Annotated in this window: 17 protein-coding genes and 3 tRNA genes; 12 read left to right on the plus strand and 8 right to left on the minus strand. The window is 70.8% G+C overall.

Annotated features, from left to right (window positions below):
- Nucleotides 1–157: 157 nt before the first annotated feature.
- From HCR68_RS11335 to HCR68_RS11350, 4 genes are all read right to left on the minus strand, one after another.
- A complete protein-coding gene (locus HCR68_RS11335) occupies nucleotides 158–1246 on the minus strand; it encodes an AEC family transporter (RefSeq protein WP_167149532.1) in 1089 nt (362 codons plus the stop codon).
- Nucleotides 1247–1412: 166 nt separating this feature from the next.
- Nucleotides 1413–2408 (minus strand): endonuclease/exonuclease/phosphatase family protein, encoded by a 996-nt coding sequence (locus HCR68_RS11340; RefSeq protein WP_167149571.1) that lies wholly within the window; start codon nucleotides 2406–2408, stop codon nucleotides 1413–1415.
- A 2-nt stretch (nucleotides 2409–2410) separates the two neighbouring features.
- Nucleotides 2411–2875: a peptide-methionine (R)-S-oxide reductase MsrB gene (msrB, locus tag HCR68_RS11345; protein WP_167149535.1), complete on the minus strand. Its 465-nt coding sequence runs from the start codon at nucleotides 2873–2875 to the stop codon at nucleotides 2411–2413.
- 144 nt (nucleotides 2876–3019) lie between these two features.
- Nucleotides 3020–4465, minus strand: a complete 1446-nt coding sequence (locus HCR68_RS11350; RefSeq protein WP_167149537.1) for a mechanosensitive ion channel domain-containing protein — start codon at nucleotides 4463–4465, stop codon at nucleotides 3020–3022.
- 218 nt (nucleotides 4466–4683) lie between these two features.
- Here HCR68_RS11350 and HCR68_RS11355 point away from each other — a divergent pair, with 218 nt between their 5' ends.
- On the plus strand, nucleotides 4684–5013 hold the full coding sequence (locus HCR68_RS11355) for a PadR family transcriptional regulator (RefSeq protein WP_167149539.1): 330 nt from the start codon (nucleotides 4684–4686) through the stop codon (nucleotides 5011–5013).
- On the plus strand, nucleotides 5013–5564 hold the full coding sequence (locus HCR68_RS11360) for a permease prefix domain 1-containing protein (protein WP_167149541.1): 552 nt from the start codon (nucleotides 5013–5015) through the stop codon (nucleotides 5562–5564). Before HCR68_RS11355 ends, HCR68_RS11360 begins: the two co-directional genes overlap by 1 nt.
- 76 nt (nucleotides 5565–5640) lie before the next feature.
- Here the strand turns inward: HCR68_RS11360 and HCR68_RS11365 are convergent.
- The 3 genes from HCR68_RS11365 to HCR68_RS11375 all read right to left on the minus strand — a co-directional run bounded on the left by HCR68_RS11365 (nucleotide 5641) and on the right by HCR68_RS11375 (nucleotide 5947).
- Nucleotides 5641–5713 (minus strand) — tRNA-Phe (locus tag HCR68_RS11365).
- A gap of 48 nt (nucleotides 5714–5761) precedes the next feature.
- Nucleotides 5762–5835, minus strand: a tRNA-Asp gene (locus tag HCR68_RS11370).
- Nucleotides 5836–5874: 39 nt separating this feature from the next.
- Nucleotides 5875–5947, minus strand: a tRNA-Glu gene (locus HCR68_RS11375).
- Nucleotides 5948–6159: 212 nt separating this feature from the next.
- Between HCR68_RS11375 and HCR68_RS11380 the strand changes: the two genes are divergently transcribed.
- Nucleotides 6160–6534 carry a metallopeptidase family protein gene (locus HCR68_RS11380; RefSeq protein WP_167149573.1) on the plus strand — a complete coding sequence of 125 codons (375 nt, stop codon included), beginning with the start codon at nucleotides 6160–6162 and terminating at the stop codon, nucleotides 6532–6534.
- Between the two features lie 145 nt (nucleotides 6535–6679).
- Nucleotides 6680–8014, plus strand: a complete 1335-nt coding sequence (locus tag HCR68_RS11385) for a glycoside hydrolase family 3 N-terminal domain-containing protein (protein WP_243859077.1) — start codon at nucleotides 6680–6682, stop codon at nucleotides 8012–8014.
- A 68-nt stretch (nucleotides 8015–8082) separates the two neighbouring features.
- On the opposite strand, the gene HCR68_RS11390 is transcribed toward HCR68_RS11385, so the two are convergent.
- Nucleotides 8083–10653, minus strand: a complete 2571-nt coding sequence (locus HCR68_RS11390; RefSeq protein ID WP_167149545.1) for a hypothetical protein — start codon at nucleotides 10651–10653, stop codon at nucleotides 8083–8085.
- 390 nt (nucleotides 10654–11043) lie between these two features.
- Here HCR68_RS11390 and HCR68_RS11395 point away from each other — a divergent pair, with 390 nt between their 5' ends.
- The 8 genes from HCR68_RS11395 (at nucleotide 11044) to HCR68_RS11430 (ending at nucleotide 20971) form a co-directional block, all read left to right on the plus strand.
- Nucleotides 11044–11883 (plus strand): ABC transporter ATP-binding protein, encoded by an 840-nt coding sequence (locus HCR68_RS11395; protein ID WP_167149547.1) that lies wholly within the window; start codon nucleotides 11044–11046, stop codon nucleotides 11881–11883.
- A gap of 3 nt (nucleotides 11884–11886) precedes the next feature.
- Nucleotides 11887–14475 (plus strand): FtsX-like permease family protein, encoded by a 2589-nt coding sequence (locus HCR68_RS11400; RefSeq protein ID WP_167149549.1) that lies wholly within the window; start codon nucleotides 11887–11889, stop codon nucleotides 14473–14475.
- A gap of 419 nt (nucleotides 14476–14894) precedes the next feature.
- Nucleotides 14895–16763, plus strand: coding sequence for an ABC transporter ATP-binding protein (locus HCR68_RS11405; RefSeq protein WP_167149551.1), 1869 nt, complete (start codon nucleotides 14895–14897; stop codon nucleotides 16761–16763).
- Nucleotides 16763–18499, plus strand: a complete 1737-nt coding sequence (locus HCR68_RS11410; protein ID WP_167149553.1) for an ABC transporter ATP-binding protein — start codon at nucleotides 16763–16765, stop codon at nucleotides 18497–18499. The genes HCR68_RS11405 and HCR68_RS11410 overlap by 1 nt, the downstream gene beginning before the upstream one ends.
- A gap of 199 nt (nucleotides 18500–18698) precedes the next feature.
- Entirely contained in the window at nucleotides 18699–19184 is a 486-nt protein-coding gene (locus tag HCR68_RS11415; RefSeq protein WP_167149555.1) for a phage holin family protein, read from the plus strand.
- Nucleotides 19181–19645, plus strand: coding sequence for a DUF3618 domain-containing protein (locus HCR68_RS11420; RefSeq protein ID WP_243859078.1), 465 nt, complete (start codon nucleotides 19181–19183; stop codon nucleotides 19643–19645). The genes HCR68_RS11415 and HCR68_RS11420 overlap by 4 nt, the downstream gene beginning before the upstream one ends.
- The gene (locus HCR68_RS11425; protein ID WP_167149557.1) at nucleotides 19642–20064 is read left to right on the plus strand and encodes a DUF3618 domain-containing protein; all 423 of its coding nucleotides are present in this window, start codon (nucleotides 19642–19644) and stop codon (nucleotides 20062–20064) included. Before HCR68_RS11420 ends, HCR68_RS11425 begins: the two co-directional genes overlap by 4 nt.
- A gap of 349 nt (nucleotides 20065–20413) precedes the next feature.
- A complete protein-coding gene (locus HCR68_RS11430) occupies nucleotides 20414–20971 on the plus strand; it encodes an NYN domain-containing protein (RefSeq protein ID WP_243859079.1) in 558 nt (185 codons plus the stop codon).
- Nucleotides 20972–21078: the final 107 nt, after the last annotated feature.

Genomic DNA, 21078 nt, shown 5'->3' on the forward strand with positions numbered 1-21078 from the left:
GCCTACGGGTGCACCGTCCTCGCAGGCGGGGACATCTCGCGCCGTCGGGTGCAGGATTTCTGTCCCCGACGGCGTCGAATGTCCCCGCCCACGCGGAACTGTCCCCGACGGCGTCGAGTGTCCCCGCCGGTGAAGCGGGGCAGGGGCGGAGTCAGGATCAGCGCAGGATCGCGGCGGCGAGCAGCACCACGGGCACGAACCCGGCGGTCGTCAGCAGGACCGCGTCACGTGCCAGGTCCTTGCCGACCCCGTAGCGCGAGGCGTACATGAACACGTTCTGCGCGGTGGGCAGGGCGGCGGTGACGACGGGGACGAGCAGCTGTGCCCCGCCGAGGCCCGCGGCCAGCCCGACGACGACGGCCAGCCCCGGCATGACGGCCAGCTTCCAGACCACGGCCGGCCACAGGCCGCTGCGCCGGCTCACGCGCCGCGCCGATGCCGACACCGCGCCAGAGACCCAAGACCCGCCCACCCGGAGTGGGCGAGCCGCGGCCGCCTGCTGAGCCGCGTGGATGCCCTGGTCCGTCCCAACGACTCGGGCTGACCGAGTACCCCGGCCGGGCTCGCCCGACTCGGGGTCCTGGAGCGGCCTGGGCGCCCCGGCCAGGCTCATGCCCAGGGCCAGCATCATGAGCGGGACGGCAACCCGCCCGAGCATCTCCAGGCCCTGAGCCGGGTAGCCCCCGCACCAGTCCTCCAGGTTCATCCCGCTCAGGTTCGCGGCGGTCCCGGCCACGACGCCCCACAGCAGCGGGTTGCGCAGCGGAACGCTCAGGGTCGCCAGGCGAGACGGGTTGCCGCGGCGGGTGACGGCGTCGAGCACGGTGAAGGTGACGGGAGTCAGCACGAGGAGCTGGAGCAGGAGGATCGGGGCGATCGTGGCCGCGTCCCCCAGGACGAGGACGGCCACCGGGATCCCCAGGTTCGCGGCATTGACGTAGCCGGAGGCCAGCGCGCCGATCGTGGCCTCGGCGGTGGTGCGCCGCAGCACGAGGCGGTGCAGGCACCAGGCGGAGACGATGGCGGCGAGCTCTGCGGCCACGGCCACGGCGGTGGCCCGTGAGACGACGGCGGTGAGGTCGGCCCGGCTCAGGGTGGTCACGAGCAGCGCCGGGGTGGCGGCGAAGAAGCAGACGCGGGTGAGGACCCCGTCGGCGTCGGCGGGCACGGCCCGGGCGCGCACCAGCAGCCAGCCGACGGCGATGACGGCGCCGAAGACGGCCAGCCCCGCCACGACGTCGGCCATAGCCACCCCCTGTCATCAGCCGTCCTGACAGCGATGATAGTTCGAGGACAGGAGGGCGGGCCGCCCGGTCTCGAGTTCGTAGGGTAGGTCGCGCGTTCGAGGGGTAGAGGGTACGACCGCGAGCCTTACCCCACGACCGCACGGGCGAGGATCGGCAGCAGGGCCGCTAGCCGACGGGTTCGAGGTCCACCCAGGTGCCGACGTGGTCGGAGATGATGAAGGAGGCCGTCCCCCAGTCCACGGCGCGCAGCAGCGGGCCTCCGCCTCCTTCCGCCCCCGCGGCGGCAGCGGCAACGGCCGCCTCGTCCGACAGCGGCAGGCCGTCGGGGCCGGTGGGCCACAGGTCGGTCAGGACGTGGTCGATGCGCCGCGTGGGGCCGGCGGCCGGGAAGGTGAGCCCCTCCCCCACGGTCCGCCCCAGTCCCAGGGCACTGACCTGCTCGGCGCTGAGGTTGTAGTCTCCCACGAGCAGGTGAGGTCCGGGCAGCCCGGCCAGCGCCCCCCAGGCGGCGGCGAGCTGTCGGGCCGCCATGGATCCGCGGGTCGCCAGGTGCGTGGAGGCGACCGACAGCTGCCGGACCGGCCCGCCGACCTCCTCGGGCAGGTCGAGGGTGGCGGCCACCATGACACGGTGGGAGGCGGTGGACACGTGGTAGGAGCGCGGGTCCCAGGCGCGCTCGCCGCGCTTCTCGACGCTGGAGGCCCCGCGCCCCAGGCGCTTGACGTGCCAGCCGGCGGCCGGGAAGCGGGAGATGAGGGCGTTGCCGTAGCCGATCGGCCCGGCTCCGACGGCGGCGCGCAGCAGCCCGAAGACGTCGTCGGTCGGTGAGCTGAGCGCGCTGCGCAGGGGCTGGCGCCGCAGGCCCACCACCGGCCCGGCGTAGCTGGCGGCGAAGCGGCAGGTGGGCATCCCCAGCTCCTCGGCCAGGAAGGCGGCCTGGTTCAGGCGCCCGGAGCGGGCCTGGCCCAGGTCCACCTCCTGGAGGGCGACGACGTCGGGGGCCAGCTCGGCGATCTGCTCGGCCGTGGCCCGCATGACGGCGCGGGCGGTGGCCGGGTCGGAGATGTCGGCGCCGGCCAGCGAGCCGGTGGCGGCACTGCCGTCCCCGGCCCCGGCGCCGGGCAGGCCGTGCTGGAGGTTGAGGCTCAGGACCCGGATCATGCTCATTCCTCCTCGAAGGTGAGGCTGACGGAGTTCATGCAGTAGCGCTGGCCGGTGGGGGTCTGGGGGGCGTCATCGAAGACGTGCCCCAGGTGGCTGTTGCAGGCGGCGCAGCGGACCTCGGTGCGCACCATGCCGTGGGAGGTGTCGGTGCTCAGGGTGACGGCCTCGAGGCTGGAGGGGTCGTAGAAGGAGGGCCACCCGCAGTGGGAGTCGAACTTGGTGGTGGAGCGGAACAGCTCGGCGCCGCAGCCGCGGCAGCGGTAGACGCCCTCACGGTGCTCGTCGAGCAGGGCCCCGGTGAAGGGCCGCTCGGTGCCGGCCTCGCGCAGCACGTGGTACTCCATGGGGCTCAGGGCGGCGCGCCACTGCGCGTCGGTGCGCGCCGCGGCCTCCAGGTCGACGGTCGGGTCGGAGGGCGTGGAGGTGGGCGCCTCGGACGGCTCTCCGCTGATGTTGGTACTCATGGTCTCATCGTGCCCGCCCGACGACGCCGGGCGAACCGCGTTCACGCAGCGAAAACGCACCCATCCGGCAGGCTGTCGGCAACGTAGCGGGGCCGACGGCGGCCGGCCGCACCCGGGACAGCCCTGGCAGCCCGCCGGCCAGGGTCAGCGCGGGCCCAGGCCCCCGCGCCGGGCGCGGTGCAGCAGAGAGCGCCCCATGGCGCGCCCCAGGGTGACGGCGCGCCGGGCCCCCAGGCCGTGAGCCGCGCTCTCGCCCTCGGCCTCCGTGGTCCCGACGTCCTCAGCACCGGCATCGGCTGGAGTCCTGGCGGCGGCGTCGGCCTCGGCCTTCTGCTTGGCGACGATCTCCTGGGCCGTGCGGGCCACCTCCTCGGGGCTGAGGTCCTGGGTGACCTCGACCTGATCGACCTCCACTCGCGTGCGCGGCAGGGCGTAGGGGGCCTCGCGCTGCAGCCAGGTGACCAGCTCCTCGCGCACATAGGACTTGAGGGCGCCGACGTCGCCGGGGTTGGCCCCGGTGAGGACCACGCGCACGGTGACGTGGTCGCCGACGGCGTCGGAGACCTCCAGGGAGGCCTGCCGCCCGTCCCAGACGGTCGAGGCGGCCACGAGCCGGGCCAGCTCGGCGCGCATCGCGGCGACGGGAACGCGCCAGTCCAGGTCGAGGGTGAAGGTGCCGGTGCTCTGGGAGCCGCCGCGCGTCCAGTTGGCGAAGGGGTTCTCGGTGAAGTGGGTCGAGGGCAGGATGAGGCGCCGCTCGTCCCAGGTCCGCATGACCACGTAGGTCAGGGTGATCTCCTCGATGGTGCCCTGCTCGTCGTCGACGACGACGATGTCGTCCACGCGGATGGCGTCGGTGGTGGCCAGCTGGAGTCCGGCGAAGACGTTGCCGAGCATGGAGCGGGCGGCCATACCGGCGATGACGGAGGCCAGACCTGCCGAGGCGAGCAGGGAGCCCATGGCGAGCTGGACGCTGGGGAAGGTCATGATGGCGGCGACGAGCCCGGCGATGATGATGACCGCCTCGGCCACGCGCCGGATGATCTGGCTCTGGGTGGTCACCCGATTGGCGCGCCCCTGGTTCTCGCTGGCCTGCACCCCTTTGACGACGGTGGACTCGATGGCCTTGGCGAAGGCGACGACGAGCCAGGTCACCGCGAAGATGAGGGCGATGGTCACCCCGCGCTCGATGATGACCATCGTCGTCGAGTCGTCCTTGGTCTGTCGCAGCCCGGTCAGAGCGACCCGCGTGCCCAGGAACGCCCCGGTCATGGCGCCGACGGCGTAGGCGGGCCGGCGCCCGAAGTCCACGATCTCGCGGTACAGGAGCCGGCGCCTGCCCCGCCTGCCCATGAAGCCGAGGATCGCCACGGCCACGACGGCGATCAGGATGCCGATGAGGGCGCCGACGCCTGCCTGCCAGCCGATGGCGACCAGATCGTTCGTCGTCTTGGCGACCACCTTGACGGTCTCATCGACGTTGACGGACGGCACGCCTGTAGGACCGGAGGCGGGCGTGGGGGTCGGTGTCGGCGTGGCCGAGGGATCCGCGCTGGGGGTCGCGGGAGTGGTGGTGGCTGCAACGAGCATGGGTCCAGCCTAGGCAGCGGGGCTGTGCCCGGGCTGTGACGAACGGCCACGGGCACGATGTCGCACGCTGACAACGAAAAGGCTTGCTCTCACCGCGTGCGGCCGCCCACCCACGTCTTCCTCTTGACGTACTACGTGTGCCGTAGTACGTTAGATGCACACAAGGATCCCGGGGCCGCCCGCCCCCACCAGCCACGCCTCATGGAAGGAGGGCTCACATGATCAGCGCGGACGCCATTCGCGGCTACATCGACCTCATCGTCCTGTCGCTGCTGAAGCGACAGCCGTCCTACGCCTACGATCTCGCCAAGACCATCACCGAGGTTGCCGACGGCGAGTACACCATCAAGCAGACCACGCTCTACACGGCTCTCAAACGCCTGGAGTCGGCCGGTCTGGCGGCCTCCTACGCAGGAGTGTCCGACTCCGGCAAGTCCCGCACCTACTACCGCCTCACCTCCGAAGGCACCGCCCACCTGGCCGCCAAGGTCTCCGAGTGGGAGGACACCAAGACCCTCGTCGACCGCTTCGCGAAAGGAGCCCGCTGATGGACACCACCGAGACCTTCCTGGACAACATGTTCGCCCCCTACCCGGCCTCACCGCGCCTGACCGAGGCCCGCGGCGAGCTGCGCGCCATGATGGAGGACGCCTACAACGACGCCATCGCCCAGGGCAAGACCCACAACGAGGCGGTCGGACAGGTCATCACCGACTTCGGCAACCTTCAGGAGCTGGCTCCGGTGCTGGGTATCGCCCAGGACATCCAGCCCGGCGGCGCCCCGCAGGCCGCCCCCGCGGGTGGCGCACCGACCGCGCCGACCGAGCCCAGTCGGCCCACCGCCCCCGCCCCCGCACCCACGCCCGCCGGCGACTACGCCGCCTGGCAGCGCAACGAGCAGGACGAGGACGAGGACGATCCCTTCATCACCTTCGTGGCCAGCATCTACTGGCCGGCCATGGTCGCCATCTACCTGCTGTGGAGCTTCATCTTCAAGGCCTGGGACATCTCCTGGATCATCTGGCCGGTCGCCGCCATCGCCTTCTGGATCTTCGTCAGCGCTCGCAGCGCCCGCACCGCCTGGCGCAGGATGCGCTGACCGCCCACTCCGACTGGAAGCCCGCACGGCGCATGAGCGAAGGCCCGGAACCTTGTGGGTTCCGGGCCTCTCGCAGTGGCTCCGACCGGCGTCGATCCGGTGACCTTTCGATTTTCAGTCGAACGCTCTACCAACTGAGCTACAGAGCCTTGGGATGGAATCGGCCCGACCATTTCTGATCGGACCAATCCTTTCCGCGACCTCGACGGGACTTGAACCCGCGACCTCCGCCGTGACAGGGCGGCGCGCTAACCAACTGCGCCACGAGGCCAGTGTGAATTCACTGTGGTTATTCACTTGTGCGAATCCGTACCCCCAACGGGATTCGAACCCGTGCTACCGCCGTGAAAGGGCGGGGTCCTAGGCCGCTAGACGATGGGGGCCAGGGGCCTTCGACGTCGTCGCGCCTCGAACCGGGATGAACACTAAAGGGCCAGTCTTCCGCAGCGCAAATCCCAGCGGCGTGACCCTCCTCACCGCTCGGTTCTCGGCGGGATTCCAGACCACGGGGAGGGTCGGCCAGACCCGCGCGTTCTGGCAGGCTGGCCCCGTGAGCCAAGCGCACCAGCAAGAGTCGGAACAGGCACCGGGGCGGATGTCGGAGCAGGACTTCGAGGACGTCGTCGGAGACGCCCTGGGCCAGATCCCAGCGGACCTGGCCGAGGCGATGGACAACGTCGTCGTCCTCGTCCAGGACGAGCCCGACCCGGAGATGCTCACCGAGGAGGACTACGACGACGCCGGGCTGCCCACGCTCCTGGGGCTCTACGACGGCGTCCCCCTCACCGAGCGCGACGAGGGCTGGTCCATGGTGCTGCCCGATCGCATCCTCATCTTCCGCGGGCCGCTGGAGCGCTGGTGCACCAACCGAGAGGAGCTGGTGGAGGAGATCACGGTGACCGTCATCCATGAGGTGGCCCACCACTTCGGCATCCCCGACGAGCGCCTCCACGAGCTGGGCTGGGAGTAGCGCCGGAGACAGCACCGGAGACGCTGCCGATTAAGGATGCGCCGGGGCACAGCGGCAAGGCCGGGGCCACCGGAGCGGCCGGGTCCGGGAATAGACCGACCGTGAGAGCCAATGACCTCGCGCTCGCCCCGGGGCCTGCCTTAGTGTGGCCGGCATGAACGACCGCCACCGGCCTGCCGCTCCGGGTGCGGGGGAGCCTCCCGCCACCACCGACCCGAGCGGGTCCCCGCAGTACCACATGAGTCGACGGCCAGTGCTTCTGGCGACCCTGCTGGGCGCCGGTTCACTGGCGGGATGCTCCCTCCTGCCCGGTTCCTCGCCGGCCGGGGGCTCCTCCCCCAGCGCGACGCCCACCGCCGCGGCGCCAACGCCGCCGCCGTCGACCGCCGCACCGTCTCCCACCGCGGCCGCGAGCGAGACGACCCCGTCCCCCACCACCGCGAGCGCCGGGGCGCTGGAGGGCTGGAGCCTGGAGGAGAAGGTCGGCCAGCTCATGATGGTCGGGGTCGATGCCGCCTCCCCCGCGCAGGCCTCCACCGAGGCCGTCGCGAGCCATCACGTCGGCAACATCTTCATCGCCGGCCGCGCCACGGCGGGCAGCCAGGCGACGCAGAAGGTCATCAGCACCTTCACCTCAAAGGTCGGCCCCGACACCACGCACGGCACTGCGATGCTCGTGGCCACGGACCAGGAGGGCGGTGAGGTGCAGGTCCTGTCGGGCTCGGGCTTCTCCGACATCCCCTCGGCGATGGACCAGTCGACCCAGCCGCGCGATCAGCTGGCGGCCTCGGCGCGCACGTGGGGCAAGGAACTGGCCGACGCCGGCGTGAACATGAACCTGGCCCCGGTCGCCGACCTGGTCGATATCGCCCGGCCGACCACCAACGAGCCCATCGGCCGCTGGGGCCGCGAGTACGGCCACGACGCCGCCACCGTCTCCTCCCAGGCCGGCGCCTTCGCCGAGGGGATGCAGGCCTCCGGCGTCATCCCCACCTACAAGCACTTCCCGGGCCTGGGGCGGGTCACGGCCAACACGGACACCTCGGCCGACGTCGTCGACCGCACCACGACCCGCAGCTCTGACGCCGCCGTCGGCGTCTTCGCCTCCGCCATCGCCGCCGGCGCTCAGGTCATCATGGTCTCCTCGGCGACCTACGCGCTCATCGACGCCTCGGCGCCGGCCGTCTTCTCCTCGACGATCGTCACCGACATGCTGCGCACGGAGATGGGCTTCTCCGGCGTGGTCATCACCGACGACGTCTCGGCCGCCGTCCAGGTGCAGGGCGTCGCCGCCGGCGAGCGCGCCGTACGGGCCGTGCGGGCCGGCTGCGACATCGTGCTGGCCTCGGCCGACCCGACGGTGGCCGCCGACATGGTCAAGGCACTCGTCGCCGCCGCGCAGTCGGACCCGGCCTTCGCGGCCCGGGTGGATGAGTCGGCCGCGCGGGTCCTGGCGCTCAAGGGCGGCCTCCGGTCCTGAAGCCGGTGGGGCCCCCTGAGCCGGTGGGCCAGGAGAACCGCTCGGACGCGCTGGAGCGATCCAGCGCCTCAGCGGGACTTGGTGGTGCCCTGCGGCGGGCCGCTGGACTCCATGCGCTTGGCCAGGCAGTGGTCGGCGTCGTACCCCTGGGCGTCGCACCAGGCGTTGGCCTCGTCAGCGGTGCCGTAGAGCTCGCCGGACAGGGTCACCCACCATCCGCCGACGTCGAACACCGACCAGTCGCTGCTGTTGACGAGCACGGCGCTCGGTTCGGCCTGCCGCGTCTTGAGGAACTCGGCGAGGATCGCGCGGTTGGTCCAGGTCTGCCCGTCGGCGAACAGGTTCACCTGCTTGGAGGACAGCTGCGGGGTCCACTTGCCCAGGAACTTGCTCATGACGACGGAGCGGTCGTGGTCGGCCTGCCACCGCAGGGCCTGGCCGGCGGCCTGCTCGTCCTGCTGCTCCTGGTTGGCGCCGGAGCTCGTGGACGACGCGATCGTCATCGGGGAGTTCGTTGAGCTGCCCGAGGTGACGGTTGACTGGGGGCCCCGGTCGAAGGCGGGACTGACCTTGAGACTCTTGAGGTCGAGGTCCTTGGCGGTGCGGAAGTAGTGCTGCTCGCCGAAGCGCAGCGTCAGCGTCCGCCCGCCGTTGGGGATGATCAGCGGCTCGCTGGAGAGGTCGAAGGAGCCCGAGGCCACGAGGTGCTCGGTGTCCGCTCCGCCGGTCGGGCTCGTGGCGCTGTAGATGAGGACCTGGTTGGACGATCCGGCCAGGAAGTCGCCGTCGGCGCAGGAGGTCGTCACGTTGGCCTGGACCTTGAGCTCGCCCTGGCCGTCCTCCACCGAGGTGACGGTGAGCTCGGGCATGCTGGAGCAGGCCGTGACGGTGCCTGAGGGCAGCGCCGACGCGGTCGAGGTCGCCGCGGCATCGGCCTGGCCGGAGTCCGGCTTGTCGCCCTGGCCGTCGGCCCTGTCCTGCGAACGGCCGGAGGAGTCGTCGTCCTTGCCTGAGAAGTAGGATCCGGCCCACACGCCTCCCGCGCCGACAATGACGAGGAGGAGGACCACGATGATCGCCACCAGGCGTCCGGTGCTTGCCCCCGACGCCTGCTTCTGCAGCTGAGGCGGCGGCATCTGGGGCCCGAACATGTCCCGCTCCACCGCCGGCTGAGGGGCGGAGAAGCCCGACGGCGCCCCGCTGGGGGTCTCGGCCCAGGCGGCGATGTCCTCGGCCGAGGGCGGCGGGGGCATGGGCATGGCGATCGACTCGGCGGAGCCCACGGCAGGAGCGGCGGAGCCCGCCGCCGGGGCCGCGGACCCGGCCGAGGCCGTGAGATCGGCCGCGGAGTCGACCTCGGGCCAGTGCGAGGCGGCGAAGACCGCGGTGGCCTCGGTGGCCGGGAAGGCCTCGGTCTGACTGCCGGCCTCCTCACCCGACGACGCAGCCTCATCGCCTGCCTCCTCGGTCGATGGCGTCGATGACTCAGTCTCGTCGTCCGCCTCGTCATCCACCGGGACAGGCTCGTCGACTATCTGATCCTCCGCGGCCGGCTCGGACTCCGTCTCGGGGTCCTGCTCGACAGAGACGTCCTCAGCCGCGTCCTCGGCGGCTTCGGGCTCATCCGCCTCGGGCTCATCAGCGGCCGCATCACCGGCCTCATCCGTGGTCCTCTCGGCCTCATCGGCGTCGGCCGCGGTCTCCGCCTCCTCGGCGGCCTCGGGATCGTTCGGCGCCTCGTCCCGGGGCGCGTCGGCCGCGGATTCCTCGTCGGAGGGCTCCTGCTCGTCCGCCTCCGACTCGACGCCGGCCTCATCACTCTCGTCAGCGGAGCTCTCGACCTCATCGGTTTCAGCTACAGGCTCCGCCTCCCCGGTGCCTTCGGGCGTCTCATCGGTCTCCTCCTCGACCGACTCATCGGCTGCGGAGTCCTCGGCAGCCGGCTCCTCCGAGTCCTGGTCGTCACTGCCCTGGTCGTCACTGTCCTGGCCCGCAGCGTCCTCAACAGGCTCCCCGGTGCCCGGCGCGTCGTCGGCCTCGGCGGGGAGGTCATCAGCGGCATCCGCGTTCTCCTCAGCAGCCGGCTCCTCAGGCTCATCATCGGGCTCATCCGCAGGCTCACCGGAGCTCCGCTCCTCAGCAGCCGGCTCCTCCGCCGGCTTCTCCGACGACTCCTGGTCCTCCTGGGAGTCGGCATCGATCACCGGTTCGTCAGCGGCCTCATCGGCTTCATCACCCTCATCCGGCTCAGGCTCATCAGCCCCGGACTCATCGGTCGTGTCGGCCTCATCGGCGTCGGCCGGAGCCGCCTCAACCGGCTCGTCCTCGCCCGAAGGCTCAGCGGGGGCGGGCTCGCCGTTCTCGACGTCGGCAGCGACCGCAGCGGTCCCGCCGGCCGAGGCGGCCGCGGCGTCGTCGGTCAGGTGGCCGCGCGCGCGAAGGATGACCAGAACCTCAACGTTCCCGGTACTGGCCAACCAATCGAGCAGATCGGGGTAGGCCGCGGGGTTGGTCGACAGCGGCGCCCACAGGTCGGGACGACTCTGCGCGATCGCGGCCTGCAGGGCCTGGTCCGGCGTCTGGGCGGCAACCGCCGCATCGGCCTGATGAGCGGCCATCATGAGCTGAACCGGATCCATGCAGAGACCTTCCGGGAGAACGTATGGGTGACCTCGACTGATCAGGCTCGTCACAAACCCGTCATGGGTCCCTCACAAGGCGCCGATCAGCCACGATGGTAGTCACGAATCGGCCAAGAGGGTCAAGAAACGGCATCGGCCGAGGAAATCCACCGCTCGACCATGAGCCCGTCACGCCCCAGACCATCCGGAACACACCAGACATACCAGCGCAAGCCCGCTTCGGGCACCGGCGTCCGGCCCGAGCCTCTCCGCCTCGTTGACCGCGCCGTCCTACCGTCGTCTCAGGGACCTCCCCTACCGCAGATCAGGGTTGACTGGCCAAGAGGTCAGGGGGTGGTCCTCCGGTAGGAGGATTCGACTGAACCATGCCGCTGCCAGACTGAACCTATGAGTACCACCGTTCCCGCTCCACACAGCACACCCTCCGTTCTCGCACCCCACCGGCCAGTGGACGACCCCGTAGTCTCCGCCCGCAGTCTCACCAAGGTCTACGGACGCGGCTCGGGGGCGGTCAAGGCCCTCGACTCCGTCAACGTCGACATCGCTCGCGCCCGCTTCACCGCCATCATGGGCCCCTCCGGCTCCGGCAAGTCCACGCTCATGCACTGCCTGGCAGGCCTGGACTCGGTGACCTCCGGGCAGATCATGCTCGACGGCGACATGGTCTCCTCAATGAGCCAGCGTCGCCTCACCCGCCTGCGCCGCGAGCGCATCGGCTTCATCTTCCAGTCCTTCAACCTGGTTCCCACCCTCTCGGCGGCGGAGAACATCACCCTGCCCCTGGACATCGCCCGCAAGAAGGTCAACCCGCAACGCTTCGACCAGGTGATCGACGCCGTCGGCCTCAGGGAGCGCCTGTCCCACCGGCCCGCCGAGCTCTCCGGAGGCCAGGTCCAGCGCGTGGCCTGCGCCCGGGCGCTCGTGGGTGAGCCGGCGGTCGTCTTCGCCGACGAGCCCACCGGCAACCTCGACTCCCACTCCACCGAGCAGGTCCTGGAGATCCTGCGTCGCAGCGTCAACGACCTGAGGCAGTCGGTGGTCATGGTGACCCACGAGCCGGAGGCGGCCGCCTGGGCGGACACCGTCATCTTCCTGCGCGACGGGCACGTCGTGGCCCAGCTGAACGACCCCAACCGGGACCGGGTCCTGGACGCCCTGCGCGAGCTGAGCGAGGCGGAGTCCGCGCCCGCGGCCGGCGCCCGGGCCGAGGCAGCCAAGGGGGCCTGAGCCGTGAGACGAGTCGCCTGGCGCTCCGTACGCGCCCATGCCAAGCAGTTCTTCCTGACCACCTTCGCGGTCGTGCTGGGGGTGGCGTTCCTGTCGGGCACGCTGGCCCTGCGCGCCTCCATGTCGGAGACCTTCTCCAAGCTGGTGTCCTCCACCGCCACCTCGGACCTCTACGTCCAGGGCCCCAAGATCGGCAATGACGACGCCAGTGGCGGCAGCGGCTCCTCGACGCCGCAGACCCAGCCCGTCGACAGCTCCCTGACCGAGACGATCAAGCAGATCGACGGGGTCGAGGCCGCCAACCCCGAGATCCAGATGACCGGCGTCCTGGTGGGCGCCAACGACGCTCCCGTGACCACCTCCGGCGCCCCCACGCTCTTCCTGCCCATGTTCGACAAGGAGCCGGGCAGGAAGCTGGTGCAGGGTGATCTTCCCCGGGGCGAGGGCGAGGTCGCGCTTGAGTCCGGGGCCCTGAAGAACTCCGGCCTCAAGGTCGGGGACACCACGCACATCGTCCTGCAGGGCTCGCCCACCGAGGTCAAAGTAGTCGGCGAGTTCGCCTTCGACTCGCCCATGGCCGGCGCGACGGTCGTGGGCCTGGACCCGGACTGGCTCATGCCCATCGCCGCCCCGGACGGGAGGGTCTCAAGCATCTCGATCAACGTCGCCCAGGGCTCCTCGGTGGACACGGTCAAGTCCGAGGTCACCAAGGTCCTCCCCGACGGCGCCCGGATTCAGACCCGCGCCGAGCTCATCAAGGAGCAGAACAAGACCATCGAGGACCAGCTCGGATTCATCCAGGTCTTCCTGCTGGTCTTCGTCGTCATCGCCATGTTCGTGGGCTCCTTCATCATCATGAACTCCTTCGCGATGAGCGTGCGCCAGCGAGTCAAGGAGTTCGCCCTCCTCCGGGCGGTGGGTGCCTCTCCAGCCTCGGTCTTCGGCATCGTGTTCCTCCAGGCGGTCGTCATCGGAGTGGTCGGGGCCGCCCTGGGTGTGGCCGCGGGGGCCGGGCTCCTGGCCGGACTGGCCAAGCTGCTCGACGCCATGGGCATGCCGCTGCTGGAGAGCACCGGCCTGACCGGACCGATCATCGCGATCTCCCTGGCGGTGGGACTGGCCGTCACCGTCGTCGGCGCCCTGCTGCCGGCGCGCGAGGCCGCCCTGACCCACCCGGTCGAGGCGATGCGCGGCGTGTCGGGCTCGCGGGAGAAGTCTCTCGTCCTGCGCACGATCATCGGCGGGCTGCTGCTGGCGGCCGGAGTGGCCGCGGTCGCCGCCGCCTGGGTGAACGAGGACCTGGAGCAGCGCCGCCTCATCATGGGGCTGGGGGCGGGCGGCGTCGTCCTGGGACTGCTCATCGTCTCCCCCACCCTGGCGCGTCCGGTGGTGGCCGTGCTGGGCCTTCCCTTCCGGTTGCTGCGGCCGTCCGGGCGCCTGGCGGTGCGCAACATCGTCCACAACCCGCGCCGCACGGCCAACACCTCGGGCGCCCTCATGGTGGGCATGGCCCTGGTGTGCGCCGGCGCCACGCTGGCCGCCTCCTTCAACTCCTCGACCGCCGACGAGATCAACAAGTCCCTCAAGGCCGACCTCACCGTCCAGCCCACGACATCGACCTCGAGAACGACTACCCTCTCCGCGCAAAAGGCGGAGGATATCACCAACATTGACGGCGTCAAGGAGACCTCCTCCTACACCACCTATACCGCTGCGGCCACCAAGCCCGACAGCTCTCAGAACCCAACGGCCATTATCGGAGTCATCGAACCCAGTACCTTCTCCAAGGCCCTCGACATCAACCCGGTCTCCGGATCCGTGGACGATATCGATGCCACGCACGTGGCAGCGATCAAGAGCGAGAACCTCAAGGTCGGGGACAAGGTCACGCTGACCGGCCCGAACGGGACCGAGGAGGTCACGGTGGGAGCCGTCGTCGACCCCAAAGTATCCGGCGGTAACTACTACGTCTCCCCGGAGGTAGCGGCCCGGATCGGTTCGTGGACGACACCCGGAACACCCACCGACCCCACCCATGTCCTGGACTCACCCGTCGGCATATTCCTCACCCTCGACGACGGTGCAGACCTCGACACGGTGCGGGGCAAGGCCCGCGACATCGTGGCCGACACCTACCAGTACTCGGTGCTCGACGCCAACGAGATCTCCGACCAGGTCGGCCAGCAGATCAACCAGATGCTCGCCATCCTCTACGGCCTGCTGGGCCTGAGCATCGTCATCGCCATCCTGGGCATCGTCAACACGCTGGTGCTCTCGGTCTCCGAGCGCACCCGCGAGATCGGGCTCATGCGCGCCGTCGGGCTGGGCAAGGCCCAGCTGGCCGGGGAGATCATCACCGAGTCGGTCCTCACCGCCCTGTACGGCACGGTGCTGGGCGGAGCGACCGGCGTGGCCCTGGCCGCGGCCCTCAAGAGGATCCTGGAGGACCAGGGTCTTAAGACCCTGACCATCCCCTGGAGCCAGATGGTGGGCATGCTCGTGCTCTCCGTGGTGGTCGGCGTCATCGCGGCCCTGTGGCCGGCGCTGCGCGCCTCCCGGGTCCCCGTCCTGGACGCCATCGCCACCGAGTAGACACCGAGTAGACACCGAGTAGACACCGGGTGGATCACACCGACGAGGAGTAGCCGGACAGCGAGCGGGTAGGCGATACGTCAGTACCGAACCACCCACTCGATAGGGCACTGTACAACTCGTGGCACCCGCCGTCGTCCGCATGCCCGCCGGCGCCTCACGGTGCCAGTCAGCGGGTCCGAGCCATCCAGCCGGCACTGGAACAGCGATGGGTCCGCTGACACCGGCGCCCCGGCCCGTCCCCCTCAGTGGGGACCGACCGGGGCGCCGGCGCGCTATCTCCCATCTCACCGGTTCTCCCTCTGCCGCGCCCGCCCCGGCTCCGATAGCCTCGTGCGATCATGCCCGAGCCGTCCTCCCGGTCGTTCCGAAACGCCCCGACCACCCGATCATCCCCGTCCGCACCGTCCGCACTCTCCATGGCCCCCGACGCCCCGCTGCCCCAGCCCCCGTCCATCGGGGCCGGGGCTCTTCTGCGGTGGCTGCTGCGCCGCGCCGCCGTGCCGGTCGCGCTGGCGACCCTGGCCGCCTGCACCTCCAACATCATCCAGGCGATCGTGCCGGCCTTCCTGGGCCAGGCCCTCGACGCGGGGATCGAGAACGGCCTCAACGCCCGCGTCTGGGGGATCGGGGCCCTGCTGCTGGTGCTGTTCGTCATCTACGCCGTCGGGGACACGATGCTGTCCTACTTCGGGGTGACGGCCTGGATGCGCACGGCCTTCGACGTCGACCGGCTCGTGGGCCGGCAGGTCTCCGCCACCGGCAAGGACCTGTCCCGGCAGGTCTCCACCGGAGAGGTCGCCACCATCATCGCCTCCGACGCCGAGTATCTGGGCAATCTCATCGAGCATCTGCCGGCCCTGCTGGGGGCGGCGGCCAGCTTCATCGTCGTGGCGGTCCTCATGCTCCGCACCTCGGTGAGCCTGGGGCTGGTGGTCATCCTGGGCATGCCGCTGGTGGCGGCGATCGTCACCCTGGTCATCCGCCCTCTGCAGAAGCGCCAGGCCGTCCAGCGCGAGGCCCAGTCCGCGGTCACCACGATCACCACCGACACGGTGGCGGGCCTGCGGATCCTGCGGGGCATCGGCGGGGAGGACGTCTTCGCGCGCCGCTACCGGGACGCCTCCCAGGAGCTGCGGCGCCGCGGCGTCGAGGTGGCCTCCTCCCAGGCCACCCTCATGATCCTCCAGGTGCTGCTGCCCGGGCTCTTCGCCGCCGTGGTCGTGTGGATCGCCGCCCGCATGGCCGTGGCCGGCAGCCTCACCCCCGGCGGGCTCATCACCTTCTACGGCTACACCGCCTACCTGTCCTGGCCGCTGTGGGTCTTCACCAACTCCGTGCAGGACTACACCCGGGCCATCGTCGGGGCCCGGCGCCTGAGCCGCCTGCTGCAGGTGACGCCGGCGGCCGGCAGCCTCGTGGAGCGCCTCGACCTGGACCCCGCCGCCGCCCACCCCCTCAGCGGCGACCTGGTGGACACCGGCAGCGACCTGCGCCTGAAGGAGGGCCGCATGACGGCCCTGGTCTGCCCGGACCCGGAGGTCTCGGCCGAGCTGGCCACGCGCCTGGGCCGTTTCACCGACTCCGGGCCCACCGTCACCCTGGCGGGCAGGCCCCTGACCACCATGCCGCTGGACCAGGTGCGCGCCAGCATCGTCGTGGCCGGAGCGACCGCCCAGCTCTTCACCGGGACCCTGCGCGAGGCCCTCGACGTGCGCGGCGGCCCAGACCCGCGGCCGGCGGACGTCAAGGAGCTCGTGCACGCCGAGGCCGAGCGCACCACCGGGGCCGACGTCGACCAGCAGGTCCGTGCCCAGGAGCGCCACGCGCCCGGCGACGACCGCCTGCTGGAGGCCATCGAGATCGCCGACGCCGGCGACGTCCTGACCTCGCTCAGCGAGGGCCTGGCCGGGATGATCACCGAGAAGGGCCGGTCCCTGTCCGGCGGGCAGCGCCAGCGCGTGACCCTGGCCCGGGCCCTGCTCACCGAGGCACCCACGCTCGTGCTCATCGAGCCGACCTCCGCCCTGGACTCCCACACCGAGGCCCGGGTCGCCAACCAGGTGCACCGCTCCCGCACCGGGCGCACCACCGTCGTCGTCACCGCCTCCCCGCTCGTCCTGGAGGCCTGCGACGAGGTCGTCTTCCTCGACTCCAGCGGGACCGAGCTCCTGCGCTCCACGCACCGCGAGCTCATGGCGTTGGCCCGCTCCGGCGACGCGCAGGCGGCCGACTACCGTGCCGTCGTCTCCCGGGCCCTGGGAGAGGACGCGGAGGTGAGCTGCTGATGGCGCTTCCCGTCGCACCTGGAGCGGTCGCCATGCGCAAGACCTTCCGGATCATGGCCTCCTACCGGTGGCGCTTCGCCGTCGTGCTGGCCCTCCAGATCGTGGCCGTCCTGTCCACGCTCGTGGCCCCCCAGCTGCTGGGGCGCCTGGTGGGGAGGGTCTCGGCCGGGCGGGCCGACGCCGGCTACGTGGACCGGATCGTGCTGACCATCATCGTCGTCACCCTCGTGGGGGCACTCATCAACCGCTTCGCCCAGAAGTACGCCCGGACCCTGGGCGAGTCGGTCTTCGCCGACCTGCGCGAGCGCATGATGAACCGGGTGGTGCACCTGCCACTGAGCGCCGTGGAGTCCGCCGGCACCGGCGACCTCGTGGGGCGCACCACCACCGACGTCTCCCGCATCGAGTTCCTCGTGCGGGTGGGCATCCCCCAGATCCTCGTGTGCGTGGTGACGATCGTCTTCACAGTGCTTGCGGCCGCTTTCGCCGACCCGATCCTGGCGCTCGGGCTGCTCATCATCGCCCCGCCGGTGTGGTCGATGATGCGCTGGTACCTGCCGATCTCCATCCCCGCTTACCGGGCCGAGTCGGCCGCCCAGGCCCGCCTCAACGGCGCGGTCTCCGAGACGGTCGAGCACGCCGAGACCGTGGACGCGCTGGGGATCGGGGCGCGCCGCGAGCGGGCCATCATGGCCTCCATCAAGGAGGCCTGGTCCCTGGAGCGCTACACGGCGATGCTGCGGGTGCGCCTGTTCATGGTGCTCGACGTCGCCTGGCGAGCGCCCGTCGTCGTCATCCTCCTGTGGGGCGGGTTCCTGGCGGCCCGCGGCTACGCGACCCTGGGGGCGATCACCACGGTCACCCTCTACGCGATGGAGCTGCGCAAGCCGGTGGGCCAGCTCATGTTCTGGATCGACCAGGTCCAGATCGCCCAGGCCTCCCTGTCCCGCATCCTGGGTGTTGAGGAGGTCCCCGACGACCGCGCCCCCACCGGCGAGCAGCCCGACGGCACGCGGATGGTGCTCGACGACGTGCGCTTCTCCTACCGGGAGGGCGTCGAGGTGCTCCACGGGATCGACCTGGAGCTCGTTCCCGGGGAGCGGCTGGCCGTCGTCGGGCCCTCGGGCTCGGGCAAGTCGACGCTGGGGCGCATGCTGGCGGGCATCAACCCGCCCACCTCCGGGAGCGTCACCGTGGGCGGGGTGGCGCTGACCGACCTCACCGAGGACGAGCTGCGCCGCCACGTGGCCCTGGTGACCCAGGAGCACCACGTGTTCGTCGGGTCCGTGGCGGACAACGTGCGCCTGGGGCGCCCGGGCGCCTCCGACGACACGATCCGCGAGGCGATCGAGGCCATCGGGGCCGACGCCTGGGTGGACGAGCTGCCCGAGGGCATGGACACGATGGTCGGCTCGGGGCACCTGAGCCTCACGCCGGCTCAGGCCCAGGAGGTGGCGCTGGCCCGCCTGGTGCTGCTGGACCCGCACACGCTCATCCTGGACGAGGCCACCTCCCTGCTGGACCCGCGCGCCGCGCGCACCCTGGAGCGGACCCTGTCCACGGCGCTGGCCGGGCGCACCGTCATCGAGGTGGCCCACCGCCTCTACACGGCGCAGGACGCCGACCGGGTGGCCGTCGTCATGGACGGGCGGATCGTGGAGCTGGGCACCCACGACGAGCTCGTGGCGCTCGGCGGGGAGTACGCGAGCCTCTGGCAGGCCTGGAACCAGGAGTAGTGCGCGTCTGCGCAGATCGCCGGTGGCGAAAGGCGGGCCTCATCCAGCAAACCTACAAACCCGCCCGGGCCTGCGTTGTTCCACGATGGCGCGCGCTGTGAGATTCTTGGGTCGGAGGGTCGTCCCACTGTCGCGATCCCGCCGCCTGGCAGTCAGTCGACTGCACCCAACGCTGCACCTCACACGAGAAGGTCCGTTCATGCCCAACAACCAGCCACCTCCCCCGCCGTCGCAGGCGACGCCGTCGGCCTCCGCCGTGCCTCCTCGGGGGACCAACGGGTCCCAGCCCACGCTCGGTGAGCTCATCGCCCGTATCTCGGAGAACATCTCAGCGCTGGTGCGCGGCGAGATCGACCTGGCCAAGGCCAAGGGCCAGCGCATGGCCAAGGAGATGGGTCTGGGGGCCGGGCTGCTCGGCGCCGCCGGGGTCCTGGCCCTGTTCATCTTCGGACTGCTGCTGGGGTCGCTGACGTCGGGGCTGTCCAACGTCATGCCCCTGTGGGCGGCCTTCCTCGTGGTGGCGCTGATCCTCACCGTCATCGCCGTGCCGCTGGCCCTGGTGGGCGTCAAGCGGCTCCAGGCGGCCAAGGAGAGCGCCCCCACGCCGCAGGAGGGCCTGATGGAGTCGGTCAACACCGTCAAGGGCGCCGTCGCCTCCGGCCTGGAGAGGGGGAACGCCAAGTGAGCACCAACGCAGCACCCACGCCCGCAGAGCCGTCCGCTGACGCCGTCCTGTCCGACATGGCCGCCCGGCGTCAGGCGCTGGCCGCCGACGTCGACGAACTCGCCGCGCGCCTGGCCCCGAACAACCTGGCCAGGGTCGCCAAACTCAAGGCCCGCGAGAAGGTCCAGGACCTGCGCAGCCAGGCCGTCGGCAAGGCCGAGGACGCGGTCGGGCAGGTCAAGAGCCGCCTGGCCTCCCTGGTCGGCGGGGGCACCGACCCCGACGGCGGGGTGGACTCCTACGAGCCGGGCACGATGACCCTCGGTGAGCGGGTCGGCCGCCTGTTCGACGACGCCCGTGACGGAGACCCCGCCTCGCTGGGGATCGTGACGGTTGCGGGCCTGGCGCTGGCCGGGCTGAGCGTCACGGCCACCGTGGCCGCGGTCAAGGCCTTCTCCCGCTCCCGGGCGGGCCGGTCATGACCAGCGGTTCGCAGACCGGCGTGTCCGATGCCGGTGGCGCCGGCGGCGCTGAGGAGACCGGCGCCGAGCCGCTGAGCCCCGAACAGATCGAGGAGCGGCTGCGTGCCCAGCGGGTGGCTCTGGCGGCGAGCGTCGATGAGTTCGCCGCCCGAGTGGACCCGCGCACCCAGGCGCGGGAGGCCGGCGAGCACCTGCGCGAGCAGGCCACGGCGAGGGCGGACCGGCTGCGCGAGCAGGCTGCGGCCGGCGCCGGTCGGCTCCGCGAGGAGGCCCGCCGGCTGGCCGATCAGGCTGAGCAGACCTGGGAGCGAGCCCGGCAGGGTGACGCCGAGGCGACCTCCACGCTCACCAAGGCGGCCGCCGTCGCCGGAGGCGTGGTGACCGCCGGCATCCTCCTGGCTCGCTTCTCCCGCCGCTGAGGCGGGGGACGGTCCCCTCGCAGACATCGGCCCCACGTCGCGGACAGCGGCCTCATCCGCGCCGCGGACGCACCATCAGGCCCGGCGACTTACCTTGGTGGGTCAGCCCGCGAGCCCTATGGTGCGTCCGCGCGCCAGGCATGTGATGAGGGCAGTGACATCACCGACATCACCGCGGCGGTCCGAGACCGAACTCGTGAGAGCACACGCCTACCATCGAACAACTATGTGATGTGAGTCACATATGCGTTATCTGGTCCAGAGCGCAGAGAACCTCTAATCTGAACCCATAACTCCCCGCCGTCCTCCGGGACTGGCGGGGTCTATTTTTCTTTGTAGGAGGCTACTCGTGGCCCTCACAATGGCGGTCATCGTTGACTACCAGAACGTCCATCTCACGGCGGCAGGCCTGTACATGCCAGGGCGTCCTCCCGAGGAAGCCCTCATCGACCCTTACCGGTTTGCCAGTCAGCTTGCCCGCGCCCGCAACGCGAAGAACGACGATGCCTACCAGGTCGAGGTCTCCAGAGTTGAGGTCTTTCGGGGCCTACCGATCCCGGAGGATGACAGCGATGCATACCGGCGTAACCAAGCCCAGAAGGCACAGTGGACCCGAGGGCATCACGGAGTAGTCAACGTGACGCTGCGGCCGCTGAAGTACTCATGGGAGTACATCGATGGAGTCAAGCAACCTATCCGCGCATCGAGACAAGAAAAGGGCGTCGATGTCCTATGCTCCTTGACGCTCGTCGACTTGGCTCGCTGCGGCATGTACGACGTCGTGGTTCTCGCCTCCCGGGACACAGACCTCGCTCCAGCCCTCGACAATGCTGCCCGAACTGGCAGCGCCAAAGTCGAAGCAGCTAAGTGGTACCACCCCGGAGTCTCTAGTGTCGCGTGTCGTTAGTTGTTTTGTGGTTGGTGCTTAGGATGATGGGGGTATGGCGAATAGACCTGCTCCTGGACTGGTTGTGCGTGAGGGTGACCTGGAGGTGCTTGAGTCCTGGCTGCGTG

Origin of the sequence: Actinomyces sp. ZJ308 (genome assembly GCF_011752065.1) — a bacterium.
GTDB lineage: Bacteria > Actinomycetota > Actinomycetes > Actinomycetales > Actinomycetaceae > Actinomyces.

Coding starts and splice junctions, on each gene's coding strand:
- HCR68_RS11335 (WP_167149532.1), bottom strand. CDS start 1,246: ATGGCCGACGTCGTGGCGGGGCTGGCCGTCTTCGGCGCCGTCATCGCC.
- HCR68_RS11340 (WP_167149571.1), bottom strand. CDS start 2,408: ATGATCCGGGTCCTGAGCCTCAACCTCCAGCACGGCCTGCCCGGCGCC.
- msrB (WP_167149535.1), bottom strand. CDS start 2,875: ATGAGTACCAACATCAGCGGAGAGCCGTCCGAGGCGCCCACCTCCACG.
- HCR68_RS11350 (WP_167149537.1), bottom strand. CDS start 4,465: ATGCTCGTTGCAGCCACCACCACTCCCGCGACCCCCAGCGCGGATCCC.
- HCR68_RS11355 (WP_167149539.1), top strand. CDS start 4,684: ATGATCAGCGCGGACGCCATTCGCGGCTACATCGACCTCATCGTCCTG.
- HCR68_RS11360 (WP_167149541.1), top strand. CDS start 5,013: ATGGACACCACCGAGACCTTCCTGGACAACATGTTCGCCCCCTACCCG.
- HCR68_RS11380 (WP_167149573.1), top strand. CDS start 6,160: ATGTCGGAGCAGGACTTCGAGGACGTCGTCGGAGACGCCCTGGGCCAG.
- HCR68_RS11390 (WP_167149545.1), bottom strand. CDS start 10,653: ATGGATCCGGTTCAGCTCATGATGGCCGCTCATCAGGCCGATGCGGCG.
- HCR68_RS11395 (WP_167149547.1), top strand. CDS start 11,044: ATGAGTACCACCGTTCCCGCTCCACACAGCACACCCTCCGTTCTCGCA.
- HCR68_RS11405 (WP_167149551.1), top strand. CDS start 14,895: ATGGCCCCCGACGCCCCGCTGCCCCAGCCCCCGTCCATCGGGGCCGGG.
- HCR68_RS11410 (WP_167149553.1), top strand. CDS start 16,763: ATGGCGCTTCCCGTCGCACCTGGAGCGGTCGCCATGCGCAAGACCTTC.
- HCR68_RS11415 (WP_167149555.1), top strand. CDS start 18,699: ATGCCCAACAACCAGCCACCTCCCCCGCCGTCGCAGGCGACGCCGTCG.
- HCR68_RS11425 (WP_167149557.1), top strand. CDS start 19,642: ATGACCAGCGGTTCGCAGACCGGCGTGTCCGATGCCGGTGGCGCCGGC.